This window comes from Pantoea alfalfae (assembly GCF_019880205.1).
Lineage (GTDB): Bacteria > Pseudomonadota > Gammaproteobacteria > Enterobacterales > Enterobacteriaceae > Pantoea > Pantoea alfalfae.
The window spans coordinates 1,893,978-1,916,644 of the sequence record NZ_CP082292.1 but is presented as its reverse complement, the minus strand read 5'-3'; the positions used below and the strand labels follow the sequence as shown (position 1 = coordinate 1,916,644).

The 22,667-nt window shown below is 54.2% G+C and carries 19 protein-coding genes; 6 read left to right on the top strand and 13 right to left on the bottom strand.

Features of this window, described 5'->3' with window-relative positions; all coding sequences use genetic code 11:
* Positions 1–9: 9 nt before the first annotated feature.
* From K6R05_RS08925 to pdeR, 4 genes are all read left to right on the top strand, one after another.
* The gene (locus K6R05_RS08925) at positions 10–1,944 is read left to right on the top strand and encodes an exoribonuclease II (protein ID WP_161736295.1); all 1,935 of its coding nucleotides are present in this window, start codon (positions 10–12) and stop codon (positions 1,942–1,944) included.
* A gap of 200 nt (positions 1,945–2,144) precedes the next feature.
* Positions 2,145–4,214, top strand: coding sequence for a carbon starvation CstA family protein (locus K6R05_RS08920; protein WP_222925420.1), 2,070 nt, complete (start codon positions 2,145–2,147; stop codon positions 4,212–4,214).
* The gene (locus tag K6R05_RS08915) at positions 4,207–4,497 is read left to right on the top strand and encodes a YbdD/YjiX family protein (RefSeq protein WP_013358002.1); all 291 of its coding nucleotides are present in this window, start codon (positions 4,207–4,209) and stop codon (positions 4,495–4,497) included. Before K6R05_RS08920 ends, K6R05_RS08915 begins: the two co-directional genes overlap by 8 nt.
* A gap of 159 nt (positions 4,498–4,656) precedes the next feature.
* Positions 4,657–6,642: a cyclic di-GMP phosphodiesterase gene (pdeR, locus tag K6R05_RS08910; protein WP_222925419.1), complete on the top strand. Its 1,986-nt coding sequence runs from the start codon at positions 4,657–4,659 to the stop codon at positions 6,640–6,642.
* A gap of 12 nt (positions 6,643–6,654) precedes the next feature.
* Here the strand turns inward: pdeR and K6R05_RS08905 are convergent, their stop codons facing one another.
* The 3 genes from K6R05_RS08905 to araD form a co-directional block, all read right to left on the bottom strand.
* Entirely contained in the window at positions 6,655–7,521 is an 867-nt protein-coding gene (locus tag K6R05_RS08905; RefSeq protein WP_003853843.1) for a crotonase/enoyl-CoA hydratase family protein, read from the bottom strand.
* A gap of 145 nt (positions 7,522–7,666) precedes the next feature.
* Entirely contained in the window at positions 7,667–8,650 is a 984-nt protein-coding gene (kdgT, locus tag K6R05_RS08900) for a 2-keto-3-deoxygluconate transporter (RefSeq protein ID WP_161736298.1), read from the bottom strand.
* 207 nt (positions 8,651–8,857) lie between these two features.
* Complete coding sequence (gene araD / locus K6R05_RS08895; RefSeq protein WP_222925418.1) at positions 8,858–9,556, bottom strand: L-ribulose-5-phosphate 4-epimerase; 699 nt, start codon at positions 9,554–9,556, stop codon at positions 8,858–8,860.
* A 348-nt stretch (positions 9,557–9,904) separates the two neighbouring features.
* On the opposite strand from araD, the gene osmB reads away from it, so the two are divergent.
* Entirely contained in the window at positions 9,905–10,120 is a 216-nt protein-coding gene (osmB, locus tag K6R05_RS08890; RefSeq protein WP_003853848.1) for an osmotically-inducible lipoprotein OsmB, read from the top strand.
* A 79-nt stretch (positions 10,121–10,199) separates the two neighbouring features.
* Here the strand turns inward: osmB and yciH are convergent, their stop codons facing one another.
* The 5 genes from yciH to pgpB form a co-directional block, all read right to left on the bottom strand.
* Positions 10,200–10,523 carry a stress response translation initiation inhibitor YciH gene (gene yciH, locus K6R05_RS08885; protein ID WP_061062571.1) on the bottom strand — a complete coding sequence of 108 codons (324 nt, stop codon included), beginning with the start codon at positions 10,521–10,523 and terminating at the stop codon, positions 10,200–10,202.
* Positions 10,523–11,242: an orotidine-5'-phosphate decarboxylase gene (gene pyrF / locus K6R05_RS08880; RefSeq protein WP_222925417.1), complete on the bottom strand. Its 720-nt coding sequence runs from the start codon at positions 11,240–11,242 to the stop codon at positions 10,523–10,525. The genes yciH and pyrF overlap by 1 nt, the downstream gene beginning before the upstream one ends.
* 196 nt (positions 11,243–11,438) lie before the next feature.
* The gene (gene lapB / locus K6R05_RS08875; RefSeq protein ID WP_222925416.1) at positions 11,439–12,608 is read right to left on the bottom strand and encodes a lipopolysaccharide assembly protein LapB; all 1,170 of its coding nucleotides are present in this window, start codon (positions 12,606–12,608) and stop codon (positions 11,439–11,441) included.
* A 6-nt stretch (positions 12,609–12,614) separates the two neighbouring features.
* Complete coding sequence (locus K6R05_RS08870) at positions 12,615–12,923, bottom strand: LapA family protein (protein ID WP_013358009.1); 309 nt, start codon at positions 12,921–12,923, stop codon at positions 12,615–12,617.
* 134 nt (positions 12,924–13,057) lie between these two features.
* Entirely contained in the window at positions 13,058–13,816 is a 759-nt protein-coding gene (gene pgpB / locus K6R05_RS08865) for a phosphatidylglycerophosphatase B (RefSeq protein ID WP_013358010.1), read from the bottom strand.
* A gap of 227 nt (positions 13,817–14,043) precedes the next feature.
* On the opposite strand from pgpB, the gene ribA reads away from it, so the two are divergent.
* Positions 14,044–14,637 (top strand): GTP cyclohydrolase II, encoded by a 594-nt coding sequence (ribA, locus tag K6R05_RS08860; protein ID WP_161736302.1) that lies wholly within the window; start codon positions 14,044–14,046, stop codon positions 14,635–14,637.
* A 31-nt stretch (positions 14,638–14,668) separates the two neighbouring features.
* Here the strand turns inward: ribA and acnA are convergent, their stop codons facing one another.
* The 5 genes from acnA to topA all read right to left on the bottom strand — a co-directional run bounded on the left by acnA (position 14,669) and on the right by topA (position 22,463).
* Positions 14,669–17,350, bottom strand: coding sequence for an aconitate hydratase AcnA (acnA, locus tag K6R05_RS08855; RefSeq protein ID WP_222925415.1), 2,682 nt, complete (start codon positions 17,348–17,350; stop codon positions 14,669–14,671).
* Between the two features lie 415 nt (positions 17,351–17,765).
* Complete coding sequence (locus K6R05_RS22490) at positions 17,766–17,945, bottom strand: YciX family protein (protein ID WP_497825328.1); 180 nt, start codon at positions 17,943–17,945, stop codon at positions 17,766–17,768.
* Between the two features lie 4 nt (positions 17,946–17,949).
* A complete protein-coding gene (locus K6R05_RS08850) occupies positions 17,950–18,108 on the bottom strand; it encodes a YmiA family putative membrane protein (protein WP_003853864.1) in 159 nt (52 codons plus the stop codon).
* Between the two features lie 496 nt (positions 18,109–18,604).
* Positions 18,605–19,579, bottom strand: a complete 975-nt coding sequence (gene cysB / locus K6R05_RS08845) for an HTH-type transcriptional regulator CysB (RefSeq protein ID WP_013358012.1) — start codon at positions 19,577–19,579, stop codon at positions 18,605–18,607.
* 259 nt (positions 19,580–19,838) lie between these two features.
* Entirely contained in the window at positions 19,839–22,463 is a 2,625-nt protein-coding gene (gene topA, locus K6R05_RS08840; protein ID WP_161736498.1) for a type I DNA topoisomerase, read from the bottom strand.
* Positions 22,464–22,667 lie beyond the last annotated feature (204 nt).

The window sequence follows — 22,667 nt, the reverse complement described above, 5'->3', positions numbered from 1 at the left end:
GTAAAAATTATGTTCCAGGATAACCCGCTGCTCGCGCAGCTGAAAGAGAAGCTCCATTCGCAAACGCCTCGTGCTGAAGGCGTCGTTAAAGGCACCGAAAAAGGCTTCGGCTTTCTGGAAGTCGATGCGCAAAAAAGTTACTTCATCCCGCCACCGCAGATGAAGAAAGTGATGCATGGCGATCGTATCACCGCCGTGATCCACAGTGATAAAGATCGCGAAAGCGCTGAGCCGGAAACCCTGATTGAACCGTTCCTGAGCCGCTTTGTTGGCCGGGTGCAGAAGAAAGACGATCGCCTGTCGATTGTGCCGGATCATCCCCTGCTGAAAGATGCCATTCAGTGTCGCCCTGCACGCGATGTCAGCCATGCATTTGAAAATGGCGACTGGGCTGTGGCGGAAATGCGTCGCCATCCACTCAAGGGCGATCGCGGCTTTTATGCCGAACTTACCGATTTTATTGTCAAAGCCGATGACCATCTGGCGCCGTGGTGGGTGACGCTGTCGCGTCATAACCTTGAGCGTGAAGCGCCCGATGTCAGCTTTGGCGAGATGATGGATGAAAATCTGACGCGTGAAGATCTGACCGCGCTGGATTTCGTCACCATCGACAGCGCCAGCACCCAGGATATGGATGATGCGCTCTATGTGGAAGCGCACGATGATGGCACGCTGCGTCTGACCATCGCCATCGCCGATCCGACTGCCTATGTGGCGGAAGGCAGTCAGCTCGATAAGCTGGCGGCACAGCGTGCGTTCACCAACTACCTGCCGGGCTTTAACATCCCGATGCTGCCGCGCGAACTCTCTGATGATGTCTGCTCGCTGCGTCCGAATGTGCGCCGTCCGGCGCTGGCCTGCCGCGTCACGGTGGCCGCCGATGGCACCTTAAGTGATGACGTTGAGTTCTTTGCTGCCTGGATTGAGTCCAAAGCCAAACTGGCCTACGACGACGTCTCTGACTGGCTGGAAAACAGCGGCACCTGGCAGCCGGAGAGTGAGGCGATTGCGGAACAGATTCGTCTGCTGCACCGTCTCTGCCTGGCGCGCAGCGAGTGGCGCCAGACCCACGCGCTGGTGTTTAAAGATCGCCCGGATTACCGCTTCCTGCTGGGTGAAAAAGGCGAAGTGCTGGAGATCGTGGCTGAACCTCGCCGCATCGCTAACCGCATCGTTGAAGAGTCCATGATTCTGGCAAACGTCTGTGCGGCGAAAGTGCTGCGTGACCGTCTCGGCTTTGGTATCTACAACGTCCATGCCGGTTTCGACGCCACCAATGCTGAGCAGGCTGCCGCCGTGCTGGCCAATCACGGTATTTCCGTGGATGCACAGGCGATCACCACGCTGGATGGTTTCCGCGTGCTGCGTCGTGAGCTTGATGCCCAGCCGACCCAGTTCCTCGACAGCCGCATCCGTCGTTTCCAGACCTTCGCGGAGATCAGCACTGAGCCTGGCCCCCACTTTGGCCTGGGTCTGGAGGCATACGCCACCTGGACCTCACCGATTCGTAAGTTCGGCGACATGATCAACCATCGTCTGCTGAAGGCGATTATTCGCGGTGAGACTATTGCCCGCCCGGATGATGCAGTAACGGTGACGATGAGTGAGCGCCGCCGCCTGAACCGGATGGCGGAACGTGATGTTGGCGACTGGCTTTACGCCCGTTATCTGGCCCCGTTTGCGGCCACTGACCGTCGCTTCAGCGCTGAGATTATTGATGTTTCGCGTGGCGGTATGCGCGTTCGCCTGGTCGAGTTTGGCGCCGTCGCCTTTATCCCGGCACCGTTCATTCACGCAGTGCGTGATGAGCTGGTCCTCAGCCAGGAAAATGGCAGCGTACAGATCAAAGGTGAAGTGGTTTACCGCGTCACTGACGTCATTGATGTCACCATCGCCGAAGTCCGTATGGAAACCCGCAGCGTTGTGGCCCGTCCCGCCGTCTGAACACGGTGTGTTTAAGCGATAAATCTGGCGGGATAACCTGGTTATCCCGCCTGTTTCTACCCTACCTGCGTTGCAAAAACGTTAAATTTGTACCCCGCTTCACACTTCTCCACTGATTAACTTTCACTTACATTCCATTACATTAAGTTTAACTCGTTGTTTTCGATCGCTTTCCTCTCGGTCCCTACAAGGAGTTAGTCATGAAAAACGTCAAAACCAGTGTGATCTGGTTAGTAGTGGCGTTAATCGGCGCGGGCGCTTTCGCCATGCTGGCCCTCAGCCGCGGCGAACACGTCAACGCAGTCTGGCTGGTGATAGCCGCTGTCGCCTGTTACAGCATCGCTTATCGCTTCTACAGCCTGTTTATCGCCCGCAATATCTTCGAACTGGACGATCGCCGGATGACCCCCGCCGAGCGGCTGAGCGACGGACTCGATTATGTCCCGACCAATAAATGGGTGCTGTTTGGTCATCACTTTGCGGCTATTGCCGGTGCCGGTCCGCTGGTCGGCCCGATTCTGGCGGCGCAGATGGGCTTTCTGCCGGGAACCATCTGGATTCTGGTTGGAGTCATGCTGGCGGGCGCGGTTCAGGATTTCCTGATCCTGTTTATCTCAACCCGCCGTGATGGCCGCTCGCTGGGCGAGATGGCGCGGCAGGAGCTGGGTGCGTTTGCCGGTGTGGTGACGATGCTCGGCGCGCTGGGTGTGATGATCATTATCCTGTCGGCGCTGGCGCTGGTTGTCGTGAAGGCGCTGGCGAACAGCCCATGGGGCCTGTTTACCATTGCAGCCACCATTCCCATTGCGCTGTTTATGGGCGTCTACATGCGCTTTATCCGGCCCGGTAAAATCGCCGAAGTGTCACTGATTGGCTTTGTGCTGATGATGGCGGCGATTATTTATGGCGGCGACGTCGCACAGCATCCTTACTGGGGGCCCTTCTTTACCCTGAAAGGCACCTCACTGACCTGGGTACTGGTGATTTACGGCTTTATTGCTTCTGTGCTGCCGGTCTGGCTGCTGCTGGCACCCCGCGACTACCTTTCGACCTTTCTTAAAATCGGCGTGATTGTCGGGCTGGCAGTGGGCATCGTTTTTGCCATGCCTGAGATGAAAATGCCAGCGGTGACCAAATTTATCGACGGCACCGGCCCGGTCTTCTCCGGTGCGATGTTCCCGTTCCTGTTTATTACCATTGCCTGCGGTGCGATCTCCGGCTTCCATGCACTGGTCTCCAGCGGCACAACGCCGAAGCTGGTAGAGCGGGAAAGTCATATCCGCTTTATTGGCTATGGTGCGATGCTGATGGAGTCATTTGTGGCGATCATGGCGCTGATTTGTGCCTCGGTGCTGGATCCGGGCGTCTACTTTGCCATGAACTCACCCGCTGCACTGATTGGCACCACCGTTGAAAGCGCTTCACAGGTGATCAATGGCTGGGGCTTTGTCGTGACGCCTGAAATGCTGAGCGGGATTGCGCGGGACGTGGGTGAAGGCTCGATTCTCTCCCGCGCAGGCGGCGCGCCTACTTTCGCGGTCGGCATGGCCCACATCATTACCGAGATCTTTAACAGCCGGGCGATGATGGCCTTCTGGTATCACTTTGCCATTCTGTTCGAAGCGCTGTTCATCCTGACCGCCGTGGATGCGGGTACCCGCGCCTGCCGTTTTATGGTGCAGGATCTGGTGGGAACCGTGGTGCCTTCTCTGGCGAACAACCGATCCTGGCTGGGGAATATGGCGGGTACCACCGTCGCAGTCGCGGGCTGGGGCTTCTTTGTCTATCAGGGCGTGGTCGATCCACTGGGCGGCATTAACACCCTGTGGCCACTGTTCGGCATCGGCAACCAGATGCTGGCGTCGATGGCATTGATTCTCGGCACCGTGGTGCTGTTTAAAATGAAAAAGCAGCGCTACGCCTGGGTAACTATTCTGCCCACCGTCTGGCTGTTTATCACTTCGATGACCGCGGGCTGGCAGAAAATTTTCCATGAAAAACCCTCCATTGGCTTCCTGGCCCAGGCGAGTAAGTTCCGCAAAGGGCTGGATGAAGGGGTGATCATTGCGCCAGCAAAAAGCGTGGCGGATATGCAGACCATTGTGTTCAGCAATCAGATCAATGCGGCGCTGTGCGCTTTCTTTATGCTGGTGGCGGTCACGATGCTGGTCGCCGCGTTCTTTGTGATTCGTCGTGCGCTGAACAGTGCGGTGCCGACCACCAGCGAGACGCCTGCGGCGCTGCGTAACAAGGTGGTACGTCATGTCTGATGCCATTCATCAGGGCCATCGTCCACAGGGTGAGTGGCAGATTATTCGCTGCCACCTGACGGCTTCGCCGATGCCGCAGGCACTCAGCTGGCGGGGATTCTGGCGCGGTCTGCAACAGTGCTTCCGCTTAATGGTCGGGGTCCAGGATTATCAAAAATATCTGCAGCATATGCGTCTGCATCATCCCGACCAGCCGCCGATGAATGAGCGTGATTTCCACCGCTACTGCCTGGATGCCCGCTTCCCCAGCCAGGCGGGTAAATTGGGTAAATGTCCCTGCTGACCGCACGCTACAGCCCCGCGTCGTCGGGGCTTTTTTGTGCCATTCTTATCTGGATGGGAAAATATATTTGGTTTGCATCTTGTGCTGGCGTCAGATGATGAATACTGTTGCTAAAATAATGAGATAACGCCTGCATAGCACTTCCCGGAGGAAGTTTCCATGACCGATGAACACGGGCAAACGTTGTTGTACACTCTTTTTGGTACAACCAGCCCTCATTGGCGTCTGACCGCGGACAGCGATGCGTTGCATTTTGCCGAAGATGAGTCATCACAAACCAATATTGCCCTGCCGCTGACCCCCGGTCAGGCCGCCATGATCCGCGCGATGCCGGTCATCACCTCAAGCATCAATCTGACTATGACCCTACAGGGCATTGACGTGCCGATGCATTTTGTCGGACGTAAAGTGAATCAGGCTTCATGGGCTGGCACCGCCTCTGCCTGGGGTGATACGTCTGCGGTTGCCCGCGATTTAACTCTCGGGCTTTCATTCGCTGAACAGGTGGTTTCTGAAGCTAATTCGGTGATTGTCATCCTCGATCAGCGCGGCAATATTCAGCGTTTTAACCGCCTGAGTGAAGAATATACCGGCCTGAATGAGCACGAGGTTATTGGCCGTAACGTCTTTCAGCTTTTTATGACCAAACAGGAAGCCTCACAGTCACGACGCAACATTGCGGGCTTCTTCCGCGACGGCAACTCTTATGAGGTTGAGCGTTGGGTTAAAACCAAAAAAGGTCAGCGACTGTTTCTGTTTCGTAATAAGTTTGTTCACAGCGGCAGTGGAAAAAATGAAATTTTCCTCATCTGTTCTGGCACAGACATCACTGAGGAACGACGCGCCCAGGAACGTCTGCGGGTACTGGCAAACACCGATACGGTGACCGGTTTACCCAATCGCAACGCCATTCATCAACAGATTAGCCTGGCGCTGGAGCGTTCTGAAGGTGATGAGACCGGCGTGGTCTATCTCGATCTCGATAATTTTAAGAAAGTGAACGACGCCTACGGTCATATGTTCGGCGATCAGTTACTGCAGGCAGTATCACTGGCCATCCTCAGCTGTCTGGGTAAAGACCAGACTCTGGGCCGTCTGGGTGGCGACGAATTTGTGGTGCTGGCTGAGCACACCAGCCAGGCGGCACTGGAAGCAATGTCTTCCCGCATTCTTGAGCGGCTGCGTCAGCCGTTCCGTATCGGGCTAATTGAAGTTTACAGCGGTTGTTCTATTGGCATCGCTTTCGCGCCGCTGCATGGCGACGATCGCGAGAGCCTGATTCGCAACGCGGACACCGCGATGTATCACGCCAAAGAGAATGGGCGCGGCAAGTTCTGCGTGTTTGCGGCTGAGATGAACCAGCGGGTCTTTGAGTATCTGTGGCTGGATACTAACCTGCGCAAGGCGCTGGAACTGGATCATCTGCTGGTGCACTACCAGCCAAAAATCGACAGTGATGGCCAGGTCCGCAGCGCCGAAGCACTGGTGCGCTGGAACTCACCTGAGCGTGGTCTGGTCTCGCCTGCTGACTTTATTCCCTATGCTGAAGAGTCAGGGCTGATTGTGCCGCTGGGACGCTGGGTCATGCTCAACGTGCTGAAGCAGATTATCGCCTGGCGTGAGCAGGGCATTTTTCTGCGCGTCGCCGTCAACGTTTCGGCCCGTCAGCTGATTGATCAGAGCATCTACACTGACCTGAAACAGGCGCTGCACGAAGCTCATATCACCGACTGCCCCATCGATATTGAGCTGACCGAAAGCTGCCTGATTGAGAATGAAACTGAAGCGCTGAAGCTGATGAAGCAGTTTCAGGAACTGGGCGCACAGGTGCACCTGGATGACTTTGGCACCGGTTACTCTTCGCTTTCTCAGCTGGCACGCGTGCCAATCAATGCCATCAAACTCGACCAGAGCTTTATCCGCGACATTAACAAGCAGCCGGTTTCACAGTCGCTGGTGCGCGCTATCGTCGCCGTTGCCAAGGCGCTCGATTTGCAGGTAATCGCTGAGGGTATTGAGAACCCGGATGAAGAGAAGTTTGTCCTCAAAAGTGGTGTCGATGGGCGTCAGGGTTACTATTACGCAAAACCAATGCCCGCGGAACAATTTGGGCATTGGCTGGCTAAGCATCCTGCCCGCGTTTAACGCTGGTTAAGATTAACCCGCTTTACGCAGTGATGCGCTGTGGCGGTTTTGTAACTGTACCAGGCGTTCCATGTAAGCAATGTCTTTGGGTTCGATAGTAAAGGCATAATCAACCCAATCCTCAGTGATATCCATCAGCTCAGCGCGTGACAGTTGCAGCACGCGCTGACGCGCTTTCAGCATTGCCCGTACGCCATTGAGCTTAGGCCGTAACGTATCGATAAAGGTGCGTGTGGCACGATAGCTGTCGCCAGGCTGGAAGACTTTATCCACCAGTCCGCGCGTCTCATACCACTCCGCGCTATGGGACTCCCCTTCACAGATTAACTCCTCTGCCAGTTTCATGCCGGAACGACGCGCCACCAGCGAATAGCCGCCCATGCCAGGAAACAGGTTAAAGGCAATTTCCGGGAAGCCCATCCGTGCGTTGTTCTGCGCCAGAATGAAGTGATGCGCCAGCGCCGCTTCAAATCCGCCGCCCAGCGCACTGCCTTCAATCATCGCCAGCGTCACCGCGCCGGTATCGAAACCGCGTGCGGCCGAATGGATACAATCCACACAGGCACGGGCATAGGCTCGCAGCGCCTCACGGCGGTTATTGCGAATGCACTCGACGAAGAAACGCAGATCGCCCCCGGCGTTAAACATCTGCGGCACCAGTGAGCCGGTGACCCAGAAATCAATTGGCAGACCGGAGCGCTGAGCGGCATAGCTCAGATTCATGATCTCCTCAATCAGTTCGTGGTTGAAGCTCGGACGGGGCTGAGCACGCAGCATCATCCACATGGTACGACGCCCTTCTTCGTAATAGGCGACTAACTGCGTGGTATTGCCGACTTCGGTAAATAATCTGCACGTTGCTTGGTTAATAACTGTCATTGTCTCATCCTCTGTTTATATTTTGATGCGTTAAATACGCCACATCAGCGTAATGCAGAGTGAGGCCAGACCAAATGAGAGATTGATTTACAACATAAAATCCAGAGTGATCCCCGACTGGCGCGTCGGGGATTGATTAGGCGGGTTACTTAATAGCGGCACGCTGTCCGACGGCAACATGAAGACGCTTAAGACGTTTTGAATAGATGGCGGTGATGATGGGCACCAGCACAGAGGTCACAATCACGGAAGTGGCCACCAGCGCCGTGGCCGCCGGGGCAACCGGTTTAAACTGCGGCAGCATTTCGGCAATCAGCACCGGTGTAGCCACCGCCGCGCCTGCCGTACTGGATGCGGCCACGCCCGCCGTGCCATCCCCCCCACCAATCAGCCGATCGGCCAGAATAAGCGGGATGCCGGTGATGATGATAACTGCCACGCCCAACATGATGCCCAGCAGGCCGGTTTCCGCAATGACACCCAGGTTAATGGTGTTGCCCAGTGCAAAAGCGAAGAAGGGAATCAGCGTATGTACCGCTTTTCCGAAGAAGTCGCGCAACTCCGGATCAAGATTCCCTAATGCAAACCCCACCACAAACGGCAGGACCGCGCCGACAAACACGTGCGGCTCGAATGACGCGATACCGGCGGTGCCCAGAATCACCATGGTCATTAATGGCCCGGACTCCAGCGACATCAGCACAAAGGCACCGGCTTCCTCTTTAGAACCGTACTGTTGCATGATGGAGGCATAAAGACCGCCATTGGTCATATCCATCGCGGCGACCAGCGCCAGCGTCGATAAGCCGGCAAACATCCCCACTTCTACGCCATTTTCCGGCATCACTCGTGAGGCGATTGCGGCCACCACCCATGCCACGGCAATTTTGGTGAGCACCAGCGTGCCGGATTTGCGTAGTACCGTTCCGGTGGCGCTGAGTTTTATCGACGCCCCCATGCAGAAGAACCAGACGGCCAGAATGGGCACGGTGCCGGTCATCAGACCGTTGGTGAAAGAACCGAAATATTTCCCGGCCCCCGGTGAGAACGTATGGCAGAGTGCGCCGATAAACAGCGGAATGAGCATCATGCCGCCCGGAATTTTATCTATTGCCCGTTTGATGTGCATATACATGTCACCTTTGCTATGCCAGAGGGTGCCCGAAGGCGATGCAGGCAAAGTAGTGACTTGAGGTAATCAAAACAGTGATCGACTCGGTAAAATGAAACGCTGTTTTATTTTTAATGACAAGTTGTTTTGTTAATTATGACGGGGATCGCCATACCAGTCTCAAAAGAGACTAATAAAAAGCGGGACGCTATTGCGTCCCGCCTGTTATTTTTGCCCGTACCAGGCATTCTCGCCATGCTTTCGCAGATAGTGCAGGTCAAGCAGCGTCTGGTTAATCGGCGGCAGGTCTGGTGTCAACTGCCGGCTGAACAGGCCCATATAGGCCACCTCCTCCAGCACTACCGCGCTATGCACGGCCGCATGGGCGTCTTTGCCCCAGGCAAACGGGCCGTGCGAGTTGACCAGCACCCCAGGAATTGCCGAAGGTGACAATCCGCGCTGCGCATAGGTTTCGATAATCACTTCCCCCGTATTCCACTCGTACTCGTGCTGAATCTCTTCGTTGCGCATTGCGCGGGTACAGGGGATCTCGCCATAGAAATCGTCAGCGTGGGTGGTTCCCCAGGCAGGAATCGGTCGTCCAGCCTGCGCCCAGATGGTCGCATGCCGCGAATGTGTATGGACAATGCCACCGACTTCTGGCCAGGCGAGATAGAGCGCACGGTGTGTCGCCGTGTCCGATGAAGGGCGTTTATCCCCTTCCACTACCTCGCCACTCGCCAGATCGACGACCACCATGTCGTCGCGCTTCATCACGTCATAGCTTACGCCAGACGGTTTAATCACCAGCAAACCCTGTTCACGATCAACCGCGCTGACATTGCCCCAGGTGAAGGTCACCAGGTTGTATTTAGGTAGATCCAGATTCGCTTCCAGAACCTGTTGTTTAAGGTGTTCCAGCATGCCTTTTCTCCTGCTGACAATCGTCCCTGAATTTTGCGGAGTCAGAGGCCAAAGGGTTATGGAGCAAATGGCTATAAACGCAGAAGGAATGGCTGTGAATGCAAAAATGTGTCGTGATTTCAGAATTTTCTATCTTCGGAATTTATCCAGAATGCTTAGAATCTTCTCAGGCAATGCCTGGACCTGTCCGGTCCGGCATTGTGCCTCACCCGCTACAAACGGTTTGTCCATGGTGATCACATTTCGATGCCGTCACGGACGCGGCAATGATGCGACACAAGCGGGCTGAGGAAATATCGGAGCTATACTAAGAGTGTTGCCTCTGTGAGCACATCAAAGGAGAAGTGTATGACAACAACAATGAAACGAATCACTGCCGTTGTACTGGCGACCACGTTAGCTGTTGCACTGAGCGGCTGTTCTAACTGGTCTAAGCGTGACCGCAATACCGCCATTGGTGCGGGCGCGGGTGCGATTGGGGGTTCAGTATTGACCAATGGTAGCGCACTCGGCACAGTCGGCGGCGCCGCTGTCGGTGGTATTATTGGTCATCAGGTCCACTAAGGACCTTATTAAAAGAATAATCGGCTACGCTAAGCATCTGCATGACAATCGGGCTACTCTGGTAGCCCGATTTTTTTATTCATCCGCCCGCCAGTTTGACCTTCATCCCTTTGACTTCCAGCAGGGTTTTCAGCAAGTCGCGTTTATCGCCCTGAATTTCAATAACGCCCTCTTTTACCGAACCGCCACAGCCACATTTCTTTTTCAGTTCTGCCGCCAGCAGCGTCAGAGCCGCATCATCCAGGTCGATGCCGGTGATCAGGCAGACGCCTTTGCCCTTGCGTCCGCTGGTCTGACGCTGGATCCGCACAACACCATCCCCTTTTGGCCGCTCTGCTTTTGGCTCCGGCTGCGTGATGCGCCCGCTGTCGGTTGAATAAACCAGTGGATTGTCATTCGCCATTATTGTGTCTCCAGACTGGCCAGAATCGCCTGCAGGGCGGCGGCGGGGTCGGCGGATTGCGTAATAGGACGCCCGATAACCATGTAGTCTACGTCCGCCTGCTTCGCCTGCTGCGGTGTCATGATACGACGCTGATCGCCGGCATCGCTGCCTGCCGGACGAATCCCCGGCGTGACCAGCGCAAACTCCCTACCCATCACCTGTTTGAAGCGGACCGCTTCATGTGCGGAACAGACCACCCCATCCAGTCCGCACGACTGGGTCAGTTTTGCCAGTCGCTCTGCCTGTTCGGCAGGGGAAAGCGTAATGCCCAGCTCTCTGAGATCGCCTGCATCCATGCTGGTCAGTACGGTCACCGCAATCAACAGCGGCGCATCTTTACCAAAGGGAAGCAGCGCCTCACGCGCCGCGTTCATCATCCGCGCCCCGCCGCTGGCATGAACGTTGACCATCCAGACGCCAAGATCGGCAGCGGCAGCTACGGCATGCGCGGTGGTATTGGGAATATCGTGAAATTTAAGATCGAGGAACAGCTCAAAACCACGCTGCTGCAGAGTGTTAACCAGCGAGGGACCAAACAGCGTAAACATCTCTTTGCCCACTTTCAGGCGGCAACTGCGGGGATCGATCTGGTCGACGAAACGCAATGCGCTGTCGAGGTCATGATAATCCAGCGCTACCAGAATCGGCGAAGCGGTCACGTTGTGGGGTGAAGGCATGGCATTTCCTCTGCAGTAAGCACCCGCAGGCGCGATTGACAAACGGCAAGCATTCTACCCGCGGTGTCTGGCCATCACAATCGCCATTGCCATTCTGCCTGGCAATAAGTGCACGACAGCCAAAGTTAGTTGATGAGTATTTATATAGTATGTTGTAACTATTATGGGTGCGATTAAGTCGGTCATAACGGCCACTTTACTGGCCGTCGAGACCACGAATCGGCTTCACTGAAGACCACGTCCGGCAGGATGGGCAGTGCCAGTAAAGTGCGTGCGCGGTAAAACCACACTTCTGGCAGCGATAGCGCGGCTTGGTGCGGATCTGTTCACCCACCATGTCGCGCAGCACCATCAGACTCTCTTTGGCCCGGCCATCTTCTGCTTCACGCAGATTTAAATCCATCAGGCGATGGAAAACACGCATCGTCGGATGGCGCTCAAGCTGACGACTGATATAGTTTTGTGCCGCTTCAGCGCCCTGCTGCTGCTCAAGGATGTCAGAAAGATAAAGTTCCGCTGCCGCGCCGGTGTTCTGTTCCACACAGCGCTGCAGAAAGTCTGCCCAGGCGTCAGGCTGATTGAGCCGCTGGAAACAGGTTTCCAGCATGCCCAGCGTTTCACTCACCAGCTCTTTATCCTGATCCAGCACGCGCTGCAGATGACCCACCGCTCTGGCGAAATCTTCTTTTTCCATCAGAATACGGCCCATCATGATAGAGATGCGTGCACTGTTGCGATCGGCTGCCTCCCCTTTCTTCAGCAGGCCCATGGCACGATCCAGATCGTCGCTGCTCATCGCCTGTAACGCCAGTTCGCAGTAGAAGTGGGCGATTTCGCCCTTCTGCTTCTCTTTGCCGAGCTTAACCAGACGTTCTGCAACCTCGATGGCCTGTAGCCAGTCACTGGTGGCCTGGTGAATCAGCAACAGCTGCTGCAGCGCATTGATGCGAAAATCCGTTTCATCGGTGAGCTGCTTAAACATATCTTCTGCGCGGTCATATAAGCCCGCTGCCATATAGTCGCGGCCGAGTTGCTGAATGGCTAGCAGACGCTGCTCGTAGCTCAGGGAAGCACTTTCCATTAATGCCTGATGGATACGGATAGCGCGGTCGACTTCTCCGCGCGATCGGAACAGATTACCCAGCGTCAGATGTGCCTCTACCGTGCCGCTGTCCTCTTTTAGCATATCGAGGAACAGGTCAACGGCTTTGTCCTGCTGATTTGAGAGCAGGAAATTGACGCCCGCCACATATTCACGTGACAGCCGGTTGGCTTCCTGTTGCTTATCCTGATGCGCGCTGCGGCGGCCCATATACCAGCCATAGGCAGCCGCAACCGGCAGTAACAGAAACAGCAATTCATGCATTGAGGATTATTCCCGGCCAGCCGGAGAAGATGGCGTGGTCGCCAGGGCGGTGCTCTGCTCGATTTGCGTCTGCATACGCTTAATTTTTCGATTGGCATTGGCCAGTGAAACACGGGTCCGCAACCAGAACAGCCCACAGATGACCCAGCCAAGCACAAAACCTGCGCCAAACAGTGATGCCAGTAAGGTCGAAATGCTGAACTCACCCTGCGCCAGCAGATAGTTAAAAGTAATGACCTGGTCGTTATGCGCGCCTAAGGTGACGGAAATAATAAAAATGACCAGTACCACTAAAAAAATCAGCAAATATTTCACAGTGCATCCTGTTGTGAGGTTATCGGGTAGAATTATGCCAAAACTCCGGCAAAAATGCTGCTCCCAGCAGCATCGGGCGAGTCGCTTTTGCGCAGGCCCGACTAATAATATGGGGTCTTAAGGGTGAATTACAATCAGGGCTCCCGCTGTGCCACCTCTTTTTGCTCCTCCGGCGGCAGCGTCAGCGGGCCACAGAAACGCTGTGCCAGCCATGTCGCAACGGTGACCAGCAACCAGGAGAGCACGGTTGCCATCGCCAGATCGCGTGGCCAATGCATGCCCAGCAGCAGACGGCTTGCCATCACGCCCGTCGCCCACAGAAAAATGACCACCACGGTTTTATAATGCCGACGCGGCCAGAGCAGACCCAGTGCCAGCAGTGCCCAGCTGGCGGCAAACATGGTATGCCCGGACGGAAAAGCAAAGCCGGTTTCAAACGCCCAGTGTCGTTTCAGCCAGCCCGGAATCTGTGTCTCATCGGCAATCAGTGAAGTCACCATTTCACCACGCTGTTTACGTTTCAGCTCGTAAAAAGTCTTCTCATCCAGCCCGTGATGCTGCTCCAGCCAGATCACATAGGGACGCGGCTCCTGAATCTGCTCTTTGATAAAAGATTTGGTGTATTGCCCCGCCAGAATAGTGGCGTTCATGATCAGCAGCAGCAATATGGCAGGCTTCAGGCGAAAGCGCAGGCACCAGAGCATCCAGGCGCTCAGCAGCACGCTGGTGACGATACCCCACGGATTGGTGACGGTTTCCGTCATCCAGAAGAGACCTTTCAGCAGCGCATTGCTTTCACCTGGCTGCCAGCGCCAGCCAGTAAGCCAGACGGCAACCGGCATGATGAGCAGCAGCAGCATTCCGAAGGTGGTACGACGCGAAATCTTAAACATCTTCTTCCCTTATCCTGGCGTCAAATGACAACATTTGCATAACTTTAGCTTAAAAAAGAATAACATAACCGTTGCCGATTGGATAATTGTGCTTTATCACTGCAATTGGTCTCAGAGATTACCAGCCCGCTTCCGGGTTGTGGCACAATATTGCACGTTTGTCGGGCCACACTGGCCTGTGCGCTATCATGATGATAGTGCATCCTCTGAAGGTTCTGGAGAGTCACATGCAGCTTAAACGGGTGGCAGAAGCCAAACTGCCCACGCCATGGGGAGATTTCCTGATGGTTGGTTTTGAAGAATTGGCAACCGGACATGACCATGTTGCACTGGTCTTTGGCGATATTAATGATAACGAGCCGGTACTGGCGCGCGTTCACTCCGAATGCCTGACCGGCGATGCACTCTTCAGCCTGCGTTGCGACTGTGGTTTTCAGCTGGAAGCCGCGCTCAATGCCATCGCAGAAGAAGGTCGCGGCGCGCTGCTCTATCACCGCCAGGAAGGCCGTAACATTGGTCTGCTGAATAAGATCCGCGCCTATGCGTTGCAGGATAAAGGTTATGACACCGTAGAAGCGAACCATCAGCTTGGCTTTGCCGCCGATGAGCGCGACTTCACCCTGTGCGCAGATATGTTTAAACTGCTGGGCGTGAATGAAGTGCGTCTGCTGACCAATAATCCGCGCAAAGTGGAGATCCTCAGCGAAGCCGGGATCAACATTGTTGAACGTGTGCCGCTGGTCGCAGGACGAAATCCGAAGAATGCGCACTATCTGGATACGAAAGCGGAAAAGATGGGGCATCTGCTGCCGAAGTCATAAATGAAAAAGCCGGGTTTCCCCGGCTTTTTTATCAGTCCAGCATATTGCGGATAACGTAGTGCAGGATGCCATCATTGCGGTAATAGGTCAGCTCATTGCCGGTATCAATGCGACAGCGGGTGTCCAGCTCTTCCTTACTGCCGTCAGCACGGGTCAGCGTGACTTTCACGCTGCAGCCTGGCGTCAGTGCCTGAAGGTTTTCCACATCAATCCGCTCTTCACCCGTCAGCCCCAGGCTTTTACGCGTCACGCCCTGCGGAAACTCCAGTGGCAAAATGCCCATCCCAATCAGGTTGGAGCGATGAATACGCTCAAACGATTCGGCAATGACCACCCTCACCCCCTGCAGACGCGGCCCTTTAGCGGCCCAGTCGCGGCTGGAGCCAGAACCATACTCTTTACCCGCAATGACCGCCAGCGGCACCCCTTCAGCCTGATATTTCATCGCTGCATCGTAGATGGCCAGCTGTTCGCCACTCGGATAGTGTCGGGTATAGCCACCTTCTACGCCTGGCACCATCTCATTGCGGATACGGATATTGGCAAAGGTGCCGCGCATCATCACCTCATGGTTACCACGACGCGACCCATAGGAGTTAAAATCGTTGCGCTCAACGCCGTGTGACAGCAGATAGCGTCCGGCGGGACTTTCCGCTTTAATGCTGCCCGCTGGCGAGATATGGTCCGTAGTGACAGAATCGCCAAGCAAGGCGAGCACCCGCGCACCGCGAATATCCTGCACCGGCTTAGGCTCTTTCTCCATATCATCAAAGAACGGCGACAGACGGATGTATGTCGAGCCTTCATCCCAGTCGTATGTTGCCGCTTCACTGACCCTGATCGCCTGCCACTCTGGCGTGCCATCGAAGACTTCGGCGTACTCTTTATGGAACATATCACTGGTGACCTGCTGCACGGCTGTGGCGATCTCTTCCGGTGACGGCCAGATATCTTTCAGATAGACCGGCTGGCCCTGGCGATCGTGGCCAAGCGGCTCCGTCTGCAGGTTGATCTTCATGTTACCCGCCAGCGCGTAAGCCACCACCAGCGGCGGCGAAGCCAGCCAGTTGGTTTTAATCAGCGGATGAATACGACCTTCAAAGTTGCGGTTGCCGGATAAAACGGCACCAACTGTGAGATCGCCCGCTTTGATCGCAGTCTCAATCTCATCTTTCAGCGGGCCGGAGTTACCGATACACGTGGTGCAACCATAGCCGACCAGATTAAAGCCCAGCTCGTCGAGATACGAGGTCAACTGCGCGACGGCCAGATAATCGGAAACCACTTTAGAACCGGGTGCCAGCGAGGCTTTAACCCACGGCTGACGTTTCAGACCACGCTCTACCGCTTTCTTCGCCAGTAAACCGGCCGCCATCAGCACGCTTGGGTTAGAGGTATTGGTACAGGAGGTAATCGCACTGATCACCACCGCGCCATCGGTCAGTGTGTGAGTCAGGCCGGTGCCGCTGTCGGTATACTCAACATTTTTATGCGGTTTTTGCGCCTGATTCACTTCCAGCTCGTTGCTGGCATCAAACGCAGCGGGCACATCGCCCAGCGACACCCTATCCTGCGGACGTTTTGGTCCTGCCAGGCTCGACTCCACCTCGTTCATATCCAGTGCCAGGGTACTGGTGAAACGCGGCTCATCGCCGGGATTGCGCCACAGCCCCTGCGCTTTGGCATACGCTTCCACTAAAGCTACCTGATCGGCATCGCGTCCGGTCAGCGTCATGTAGCTCAACGTGACGTCATCAACCGGGAAGAATCCGCAGGTTGCGCCATACTCAGGGGCCATGTTGGCAATGGTCGCACGATCTGCCAGCGGCAGGTCGGCCAGGCCGTCACCGTAAAACTCAACGAATTTACCGACAACGCCATGCTTACGCAGCATCTGAGTGACAGTCAGAACGAGGTCAGTTGCGGTAATGCCTGCGCGCAGTTTGCCGGTAAGTTTGAAACCTACGACATCCGGGATCAGCATGGAGACAGGCTGACCCAGCATGGCTGCTTCCGCTTCGATGCCCCCGACTCCCCATCCCAGCACGCCAAGCGCGTTGATCATGGTGGTATGAGAATCGGTACCGACCAGCGTATCGGGCCAGGCATACTCTTCGCCATCAAGGGTTTCATGCCAGATCGCCTTGCCGAGATATTCCAGGTTCACCTGATGACAGATACCGGTTCCTGGCGGCACGACGCGGAATTTATCAAACGCTTTCTGACCCCAGCGAAGGAAAACGTAGCGCTCATGGTTACGCTCCATCTCCAGCCGGACATTCTCTTCAAAAGCGTCATCATCACCAAAATGGTCCACAGTGACCGAGTGGTCGATAACCAGATCGACGGGCGACAGCGGATTCACTTTGGCTACATCGCCGCCCAGACGGTTCACGGCTTCGCGCATGGCCGCCAGGTCGACCACCGCCGGCACGCCGGTAAAGTCCTGCATTAATACGCGGGCTGGCCGGTAGGCGATTTCGCGGTCGGCGTGGGCATCTTTCTGCCAGTCAACCAGCGCCTGGATGTCCTCAGTGGTGACAGAGTCGCCATCCTGCCAGCGCAGTAAGTTTTCCAGCAGAACTTTGAGAGATTTGGGCAGGCTATCAATATTGCCCAGTTGTTGAGCAGCGCGGGGAAGACTGAAGATGTGATAGTTATTGGTGTCGACCTGCAGTATTTCCTGACTCTGCTCGCGTAGGGTAGACGACATAGCTCCTCCTTTTTCGTTCATGGTCTTAAACCTTAGTGAGACAAAGGTTTATGTTAAAGATAGACCACAAATTCGTTAACGTTTTGATTACAACACAAATTGCTACAATCGCCTGAAAACGAAAATGCCCCGTGAAAACACGAGGCATCAGAAAGAGGTGATTTAATTCAAATTACAGTGTTATCCACACCGCCGCAGACCAGAACGCAAAGGAGAAAGCATACGCGCTAAGCCAGGACATTTTAATAATATTCATTTGGTTCACTCCTTCGCCGGAATCGGGCGTAAAAGTTTTTGCGGTCGCCTGTCAATCGGCGACACCCTTTGGTCTTGCTGGATGTGGATAGGGGCATTTTAAAGCCCACCGGAAACTCCGGTTATAAAAGAGCAATGACGAAGAGATGGTCTTACAACGTTATTTGTTTTCAGGATCCAGAAACGACTCTATAAACAGTCGCTGGTTATCACTCAAATCCCATGACTCGGGGATAGACACTTTTTCGTCCTTTGCAAGGGCTTCTTTTCCTTTACAGGATACTGGCTTGTGCTGACCCGTGGTCAAAGAACGTTTATGACTGAGTGTATGTGCCCACATGGCTTTAGCCCCAGATACGCCAAATCATTAACGCTACAACTACCCAGAACAGCGCAGAGGCAGCGAATACGGTTAACCAGGCATTGCGACGGGTATTGCCAGTACGCTCAACCTTGGTGCTTTTTGCCGGGAAACCCGGTTGTACAGTCAGTCGTGTATTCATAGTTTTTGATAATCACTCTCAACAAAATGATTGATAACATCGATTAAGATTTAGGAGGAATCCTAAACGCGTTAAGGCCAAAAATCCAGTTATTTTTATTGAGTAAAACGATTAACGGTATTAATCAATAGGCTTCGATAACGTAAGAAATCATTAACTCCCGAACGAATATTTAATTAAACAGTCAGCTAAAAAATTTGAGTTAAATTAAAAACAGATCCATTTAAAACTAAAGATACATCTAAAGAACCTTATGTTTACTGGCTCCACACATCAGCTCTTAACTGGAGTATGGGAATAATCCTGGCGAGTCGCAAAGTGACATAGTTAAAAGTGTGTTGTATTTCGCATTTAAGAAAGCCCAACCGGAAAACATGTGATCAATGTTTCATTTACAAAAAAATCATAAAAACTTTTGATTCTCATTTGGCGCTAAAGCCTGACAACAAAAAAGGCTGCACCAGGCAGCCTTATGTTGTCGCGGAGAGCATCAACGCTATTTAAATGGCAGCTTAATGTCCTTGAACATCGCCTCAATGTCTTCATTTGAGCGCAGCGCCACGGCGGTATCCACCACGTCTCGGGTCAGGTGTGGTGCAAAACGCTGGATAAAATCATACATATAGCTGCGAAGGAAGGTGCTGCGGCGGAAGCCAATTTTGGTAGTACTGTTGGTAAAGATATCGGCAGCTTCAATACGAATCAGATCAGGATCGGCCACCGGGTCCACCGCCATACTGGCAATAACCCCCACGCCCAGACCTAAACGGACATAGGTTTTAATGACGTCGGCATCAGTAGCGGTGAAGACGATGCGGGGTGTTAATCCTGCCCGATTAAAGGCCGTATCGAGTTCCGAGCGCCCGGTAAAGCCAAAGGTGTAGGTCACCAGCGGATATTCAGCCAGCTCTTCGATGCTCACCTGCCCTTTTCCGGCCAGCGGATGATCCGCCGTGACGACAATCGCGCGGTTCCAGTGGTAGCACGGCAACATGATGAGATCGTCATAGAGATGCAGGGCTTCAGTGGCTATGGCAAAGTCCGCATTGCCTTTGGAAACCGCTTCGGCGATCTGGGTTGGCGAACCCTGATGCATATGTAAAGAGACGCGCGGATAGCGCTCGATAAATCCTTTGATGACGCCTGGCAGCGCGTAACGTGCCTGGGTATGTGTGGTGGCGACATAAAGCGAGCCTTTATCCGGCCAGGTGTGCTCGCCGGCAACGGATTTGATCGCATCGACTTTGGAGAGAACTTCACGCGCTATACGGATGATCTCTTCGCCTGCAGGCGTCACCTGAGTGAGATGTTTACCGCTGCGGGCAAAAATTTGCACGCCCAGCTCATCTTCCAGCATACGCACCTGTTTACTGATGCCGGGTTGAGAGGTGTAGAGACCTTCCGCTGTCGAAGAGACATTGAGATTATGGTTCACCACTTCGACGATATAGCGCAACTGCTGTAATTTCATATCTATTCCATCCCGGTAAGTTACAGAGTCGCATCCCCGCTTGACGTATAGTCGCAAGGGTCAAGAAATGCTATGCATCAGGAAAGGTCGGAAATGCTATAACAACTATATCATTTTAAGTGACAGAGTAGAACGGATTGATATAAGGCTTAGAAAAAGGCCAGCGAGCGCTGGCCTGAATGTGGTGCGTTGTCAGTGTCAGTGGTCAAATCGGGTAAAAACAGTAAGAAGAAGGCCAGCAAACGCTGGCCTGTGTGGATTACTTTTTCGCTTCCTGCCACTTTCCGTCTATATAGAAGGCGGACCAGCCGGTTGCCTTACCCTCTTTTTCAGAGGAAACATACTGCTGTTTGGTTTTGCGGCTGAAGCGCACCAGCGTTTTATTGCCTTCCGGATCGGCGGCTGGCGCGTCGGCCAGATATTTCAACTTCTCAGGCAGACGATCTTTGAAGCGCTGAAGCTCCTCCACCAGCGGTGCACGCGTTTCGCGTGATTTCGGGAAGGTGTTAGCCGCAAGGAAAACACCCGCTGCGCCGTCACGCAACACGAAGTAAGCATCGGACTTCTCACACGCCAGTTCTGGCAGTGGAACCGGATCTTCTTTTGGCGGTGCGACTTCACCACTGCGCAGAATCTTGCGGGTGTTTTTGCACTCTTCGTTGGTACACGCCATGTACTTACCAAAGCGTCCCATCTTCAGGTGCATCTCCGAACCACACTTCTCGCACTCCACTATCGGGCCGTCATAGCCTTTGATGCGGAATTCGCCCTTCTCGATTTCGTAACCGTCACATTCCGGGTTATTACCACAGACGTGTAGTTTACGCTCATTGTCGATCAGGTAGCTGTCCATCGCGGTGCCACACTTATGGCAGCGTCGACGGGCACGCAGGGCGTTAGTTTCAGCATCATCGCCTTCCAGAATATTGAGGACTTCATTTTCCGGAATCAGGTTGATGGTCTGTTTGCAGCGCTCTTTAGGCGGCAGCGCATAGCCGGAGCAGCCCAGAAAAACGCCGGTGCTGGCGGTACGGATTCCCATCTGACGACTACAGGTCGGACACGCAATCGAGGTCAGCACCATCTGGTTCGGTTGCATGCCACCTTCTTCAGGATCTTTCTCTGCCAGTTCAAGCTGCTGAGTAAAGTCGGCGAAGAAGTGATCGAGAACCGCTTTCCATTGCGCCTCGTTATTGGCTACCTGATCGAGGCTGCTCTCCATGCGGGCGGTGAAATCATAATTCATCAGTTCGCGGAAGTTCTCTTCCAGACGATCGGTAACGATTTCACCCATTTTTTCCGCATAGAAGCGACGGTTCTCTACCCGCACGTAGCCACGATCCTGAATGGTCGAGGTAATAGCCGCATAAGTGGATGGACGACCGATGCCGCGTTTCTCAAGTTCACGCACCAGTGACGCTTCGCTGAAGCGCGCCGGTGGCTTGGTGAAGTGCTGACCCGGAAGAAGCTGTTGCAGATCCAGAACATCACCCACGCTGACGGCTGGCAATGTACGATCTTCATCATTCTTACGCAGCGCAGGCATGACTTTGGTCCAGCCATCGAAACGCAGAATACGGCCTTTCGCTTTGAGTTTAAATTCACCCGCCGCCGCTGTAATGGTGCTGGAATCATATTTTGCTGGTGTCATCTGACAGGCAACAAACTGACGCCAGATCAGCTGATAAAGTTTCTGCGCATCCGCTTCCATATCCTTCAGCTTTTCCGCCACCACTTCCACATCAGAAGGACGTATCGCTTCGTGCGCTTCCTGGGAGTTCTCTTTGCTGGCGTAAGTAATGGCGGTTTCAGGCAGATACTTTTTACCGAAATGACTTTCGATATAGCCACGCGCCATGGCGACCGCATCCTGACTCAGGTTGGTTGAGTCGGTACGCATATAAGTGATGTGACCGGCTTCGTACAGGCGCTGAGCCATCATCATCGTTTTCTTCACGCCAAAGCCGAGACGGGTACTGGCAGCTTGCTGCAGCGTCGAGGTGATGTAAGGTGCGCCCGGCTTGCTGCTGGTCGGCTTATCTTCACGGTCGACGATCTCATAACGCGCTTTTTCCAGCAGCGCTACCGCGGCATAGGTCTCGTCGCGATTGACCGGACGGAAGGCTTTGTCACCTTTGTGCGTCACGTCCATCGACAGTTCATCGCCTTTTGGCGTGGTCAATGCGGCATTAACTTCCCAGTACTCTTCGGGAACAAAGGCTTTGATTTCACGTTCACGTTCCACCACCAGGCGAACCGCAACAGATTGCACACGGCCGGCAGAGAGGCCACGGGCGATTTTTTTCCACAGCAGCGGTGAGACCATATAGCCCACCACGCGATCCATGAAACGGCGCGCCTGCTGCGCATTTACCCGGTCAATATTCAGTTCGCCCGGCTTTTCAAATGCCTGACGAATCGCATTTTTGGTGATTTCGTTGAAGACCACACGACTGAAGCGCGAGTCATCGCCACCGATGACTTCCCGCAGGTGCCAGGCGATGGCTTCCCCTTCACGGTCAAGGTCGGTTGCGAGATAGATGTGGTCAGCATTAGCGGCTAACGCCTTCAGTTCAGCAACCACTTTCTCTTTGCCGGGCAGAATCTGATAATCCGCTTCCCAGCCGTGATAGGGGTCTACACCCATGCGGCTGACGAGTGCGGCTTTCTCATCTTTTTTAACTTTTTTGACTTTCTTGTCAGTTGAAGCGTCTTTGACTTTCTTATCTGTCGAGGCGTCAGCACTCTTCTTCGCGGTTGAACCACTGGTCGGCAGATCCCGGATATGACCTACGCTGGATTTAACCACGTAGTCACTACCCAGGTATTTATTGATTGTTTTAGCCTTTGCCGGGGACTCAACAATAACGAGTGCTTTACCCATATTTACCTTTACCTAATGAAAACATCCTGCTTAACGGGAGAGGATTGGATGCCCAAAAACCCAGTGGGTTCAATATTGCTGCGCCTGTTTAACATTTCAAGGCGGAGGGGTCAATCTCAGATCAGATGATGCGGCCTGCTGCAACTGCATGATAAAGCGTGCTTTTTCCATCTGAACTCTTCGCACATCCCGGTGCAAAATCCC

What these genes read in the sequence shown, in the direction of transcription:
- K6R05_RS08925 (WP_161736295.1), top strand. Translation starts at nt 10, where the DNA reads ATGTTCCAGGATAACCCGCTGCTCGCGCAGCTGAAAGAGAAGCTCCAT.
- K6R05_RS08920 (WP_222925420.1), top strand. Translation starts at nt 2,145, where the DNA reads ATGAAAAACGTCAAAACCAGTGTGATCTGGTTAGTAGTGGCGTTAATC.
- K6R05_RS08915 (WP_013358002.1), top strand. Translation starts at nt 4,207, where the DNA reads ATGTCTGATGCCATTCATCAGGGCCATCGTCCACAGGGTGAGTGGCAG.
- pdeR (WP_222925419.1), top strand. Translation starts at nt 4,657, where the DNA reads ATGACCGATGAACACGGGCAAACGTTGTTGTACACTCTTTTTGGTACA.
- K6R05_RS08905 (WP_003853843.1), bottom strand. Translation starts at nt 7,521, where the DNA reads ATGACAGTTATTAACCAAGCAACGTGCAGATTATTTACCGAAGTCGGC.
- kdgT (WP_161736298.1), bottom strand. Translation starts at nt 8,650, where the DNA reads ATGCACATCAAACGGGCAATAGATAAAATTCCGGGCGGCATGATGCTC.
- araD (WP_222925418.1), bottom strand. Translation starts at nt 9,556, where the DNA reads ATGCTGGAACACCTTAAACAACAGGTTCTGGAAGCGAATCTGGATCTA.
- osmB (WP_003853848.1), top strand. Translation starts at nt 9,905, where the DNA reads ATGACAACAACAATGAAACGAATCACTGCCGTTGTACTGGCGACCACG.
- yciH (WP_061062571.1), bottom strand. Translation starts at nt 10,523, where the DNA reads ATGGCGAATGACAATCCACTGGTTTATTCAACCGACAGCGGGCGCATC.
- pyrF (WP_222925417.1), bottom strand. Translation starts at nt 11,242, where the DNA reads ATGCCTTCACCCCACAACGTGACCGCTTCGCCGATTCTGGTAGCGCTG.
- lapB (WP_222925416.1), bottom strand. Translation starts at nt 12,608, where the DNA reads ATGCATGAATTGCTGTTTCTGTTACTGCCGGTTGCGGCTGCCTATGGC.
- pgpB (WP_013358010.1), bottom strand. Translation starts at nt 13,816, where the DNA reads ATGTTTAAGATTTCGCGTCGTACCACCTTCGGAATGCTGCTGCTGCTC.
- ribA (WP_161736302.1), top strand. Translation starts at nt 14,044, where the DNA reads ATGCAGCTTAAACGGGTGGCAGAAGCCAAACTGCCCACGCCATGGGGA.
- acnA (WP_222925415.1), bottom strand. Translation starts at nt 17,350, where the DNA reads ATGTCGTCTACCCTACGCGAGCAGAGTCAGGAAATACTGCAGGTCGAC.
- K6R05_RS22490 (WP_497825328.1), bottom strand. Translation starts at nt 17,945, where the DNA reads ATGTGGGCACATACACTCAGTCATAAACGTTCTTTGACCACGGGTCAG.
- K6R05_RS08850 (WP_003853864.1), bottom strand. Translation starts at nt 18,108, where the DNA reads ATGAATACACGACTGACTGTACAACCGGGTTTCCCGGCAAAAAGCACC.
- cysB (WP_013358012.1), bottom strand. Translation starts at nt 19,579, where the DNA reads ATGAAATTACAGCAGTTGCGCTATATCGTCGAAGTGGTGAACCATAAT.
- topA (WP_161736498.1), bottom strand. Translation starts at nt 22,463, where the DNA reads ATGGGTAAAGCACTCGTTATTGTTGAGTCCCCGGCAAAGGCTAAAACA.